3 protein-coding genes are annotated in these 2,735 nt (G+C 65.8%); 2 read left to right on the plus strand and 1 reads right to left on the minus strand.

Annotated elements, in window-relative coordinates; genetic code table 11:
- Positions 1–687, plus strand: a 687-nt coding sequence (locus VF497_RS01450; protein WP_330885536.1) for a hypothetical protein, incomplete at its 5' end; no start/stop codon positions are given.
- On the opposite strand, the gene acpA is transcribed toward VF497_RS01450, so the two are convergent.
- Positions 684–2,249: an acid phosphatase gene (acpA, locus tag VF497_RS01455; RefSeq protein WP_330885538.1), complete on the minus strand. Its 1,566-nt coding sequence runs from the start codon at positions 2,247–2,249 to the stop codon at positions 684–686. The two genes, VF497_RS01450 and acpA, sit on opposite strands and share 4 nt — an antisense overlap.
- A 71-nt stretch (positions 2,250–2,320) precedes the next feature.
- Between acpA and VF497_RS01460 the strand changes: the two genes are divergently transcribed.
- Positions 2,321–2,735, plus strand: a 415-nt coding sequence (locus VF497_RS01460; RefSeq protein ID WP_330885540.1) for a cytochrome c peroxidase, incomplete at its 3' end; no start/stop codon positions are given.

Genomic DNA, 2,735 nt, shown 5'->3' on the forward strand with positions numbered 1-2,735 from the left:
CAGGAGCACTATTGCGAAACCCTGGTTCGGCTGCCCGGCCTCGGCACGATACCGGAGCGCCCGCCGGCACCGGGCGACGGCAATTGGCTAGCCGCGCACTTACGCGGCGCACCGATCGCGCTGTGCCTGCAGAATCATCTCAAACTGCCACCGTCGTTCGACACGACACTCGCGCGCATCGCTCAACGCTGCAGCGCGCGCCTCGGTTTCTTCGTGCGCAACACCGGCGTCGGCCAGCGCTTTCGCCAGCGCATCGAGAAGGCATTCCGCGAACATGGGCTCGATCCGGAACAGCGCCTGGCATTTCTGCCGGCGCGCAATCATGAGGAGTATCTCGGCGCCATCGCGCGCGCGACGCTGATCCTCGACACGCCGGGATTCTCCGGCGGTGCGACCAGCCTCGACGCATTCAGCGTCGGCGCGCCGGTGCTGACCTGGCAAGGCGCGATGGCACGCGGCCGCCAGACCGCCGGCATGCTCGCGCTCATGAATGTCGACGGCCTTGTCGCCGCCGATGAGGACGATTACGTCGACAAGGCGATCGCGCTGATCGCCGACGAATCGCACCGCGCCGCGCTGCGCACGCATATCCTCGAACGCAATGCCGTGCTGTTCGACGGCAAGGGCGTCGTCGCCGCGCTCGAGGAATTTCTCGACACGGCGACGCGCCAAGCCGCCGAGCCTTAGTGCGGCAGATCGAGCGCCTGGGTCACATCGCCCATCGGCGCGACGCCGCTCGCCTTCAGCGCCGCGTCGCGCTGCTCGATGCCCGGCAGCGGCTTGAGGCCAAAGCGGTGGTTGATCAGGCGCTGGATCGAGCCGGTGTCGTACTGGGTATTATCGACGAAACCGCGCTTGGCATACGGGGAAATCACGATCGCCGGAATGCGGTTGCCCGGCCCCCAGCGGTCGCCCTTCGGCGGCGCGGCGTGGTCCCACCAGCCGCCGTTCTCGTCGTAGGTGACGACGACGACCATGTTCTTCCACTGCGGGCTTTTCTCCAAGTGCGCGATCACGTCGGCGATATGCTCATCGCCGGCGCCGACGGTCGCGTAGCCCGCGTGCTGGTTGAGATTGCCCTGCGGTTTGTAGAACGTCACCTGCGGCAGTTTGCCGGCGTCGATGTCGGCGAGGAACTTCGTCCCGTCCAGGCCGCCATCACGCAGGTGCTCGACGCGCGCCGGTTTGCCGGGCGCGTAGTTCGCGTAGTAGTTGAACGGCTGGTGGTGGTACTGGAACGCGATGCGCGACAACTCCTTGCCTTCGTCGAGTGCCACCTGCCAGGCCCCCGAATACCAGGCCCAGCTCACGTTCGCCGCGCTCAGGCGGTCGCCTATCGTTTCCGCAACCTGCGGGCTCAGCGTATTGCGCTTGTCCGCGTCGGCGTAGCGCGCGTCGCCACCCTTGGCCGCCGTGTTGCCCGAAGGCTGGTACGGCGGCTGCATCGTGTTGACCGCGTAGAAGTCGGGCGTAAGCGTACCGAAGCGGGCGAATTTCGGCGGGCCGTCGAGCGACGAAGCGGGGTTCTGCGGATCGAGCGCGAGGCTGACGCCGTCGGTGTTGACTATCGAGACATTGCTCTCGTAGGTCTTTGGATCGGCCTTGGTCTTGAAGTCGAACGGCGCGCAGGCGCAGACCAAGTACTGGTGGTTGAGGAACGACGAGCCGAACGCACCCTGGAACCAGTTGTCGGCCAGAGTATACTTTTGTGCAATCTTCCACAGCGCCATCTTCGAGCCGTCGAAATGGCCCATCACCTCGCCGCCGGCATCGCTGTACGCGGCGAACATGTCGTTCCTGCCACCGTTGATCTGCATCTGGTTGTTGTAGAACGCATGGATCAGATCGTGCAGCTTGTAGTCGAGGCCGACGCCGTAGCCGTTCGGATCGTCGAGCGCGAACGGACGGTTGGGATGGCCGCGCGTCGCCTCGGTCGTGATCTGTTTCGGATCGGACGGATCGGTCAAGCCCTTGCCAGGCACCGGCGGGAGTTCCTTGAGCACGCTGCCATCGCGGTCGCGCTGCTGATATTGCTCGGGCTTGAGATTCTGCAGGCCGTTCGCGCCGGGGAACTGGCCGTAGAGATGGTCGAAGGCGCGGTTCTCCGCGTAGATCACGACGATGGTCTGGATCGCGTCAAGCTTGGCGTTGCCGGCGGCCTTGCCCTGCTTCGACGCATTCGGCGCGGTCTGGCAGGCGCCGAGCAGGATGGTGGCGACGGCAACGAAGAGCTGATTCTGGCGAAGCATGCGGACTCCCGACTCGAAACGAGACATTCGGGCAAAATGTTCGCATGCGCCGCCTCGTTTGTGTACTTTTTGTGACCGCCGCCAGCGTCTTCGCCGCTTCGCAACACGGCGGCGCGGAGTCGGCGGCCTCCTACGCACAGGCGCGCGAGCGCACCGCCCTGCTGCGCGAAGTCGGTCGCACGATTTTTTCCGACGCCGCGTTTTCCGCTTCGGGCCGCCAATCCTGCGCCAGTTGCCATGATCCCGCGCGCCGCTACAGCCCGCCAAACGCCCGCGACGTGCAGATGGGTGGCCCGGCGCTGCGCGACCAGGGCCTGCGCGCGCCGCCGACCCTGACCTACCTCAACCGCGTTCCGCCCTACGACAACCATCACCACGATTCGGAGGAAGAGGCCGACAACTCTATCGACAATGGTCCGACCGGTGGCTTGACCTGGGACGGCCGCGTCGACACCGGCGCGCAGCAGGCGGCGATTCCGCTCACTT

The sequence above is a fragment of the Rudaea sp. genome (genome assembly GCF_036383415.1).
GTDB lineage: Bacteria > Pseudomonadota > Gammaproteobacteria > Xanthomonadales > Rhodanobacteraceae > Rudaea.

What these genes read in the sequence shown, in the direction of transcription:
- acpA (WP_330885538.1), bottom strand. Translation starts at nt 2,249, where the DNA reads ATGCTTCGCCAGAATCAGCTCTTCGTTGCCGTCGCCACCATCCTGCTC.